This window comes from Nocardioides sp. NPDC057772 (assembly GCF_042798075.1).
Classification (GTDB): domain Bacteria; phylum Actinomycetota; class Actinomycetes; order Propionibacteriales; family Nocardioidaceae; genus Nocardioides.
In genome coordinates this window covers 2002-2281 of the sequence record NZ_JBHVKN010000358.1, presented here as the reverse complement: position 1 = coordinate 2281, position 280 = coordinate 2002, and the positions used below count along the sequence as shown (strand labels likewise).

Below are 280 nucleotides of genomic sequence, written 5' to 3'. Positions count from 1 at the left end.
CGCCGGGTTCGTGAACCTGGTGGGCGGCTGCTGCGGCACCACCCCGGCCCACATCGCCGAGATCGCCAAGCAGGTCGAGGGTGTCGAGCCGCGCAACGTCCCCACCGTGGAGCCCGCACTGCGGCTCTCCGGCCTGGAGCCGTTCACCGTGACCGAGGAGAGCCTCTTCGTCAACGTCGGAGAGCGGACCAACATCACCGGGTCGGCGAAGTTCCGCAACCTGATCAAGGCCGGCGACTACGACACCGCGCTCTCGGTGGCCGCCCAGCAGGTGGAGAAC

Annotated in this window: 1 protein-coding gene; it reads left to right on the top strand. The window is 69.3% G+C overall.

Features of this window, described 5'->3' with window-relative positions; genetic code table 11:
* Positions 1–280 (top strand): homocysteine S-methyltransferase family protein (locus tag ACFVJS_RS27605; RefSeq protein ID WP_378886740.1); only part of this gene is annotated, 280 nt, incomplete at both ends.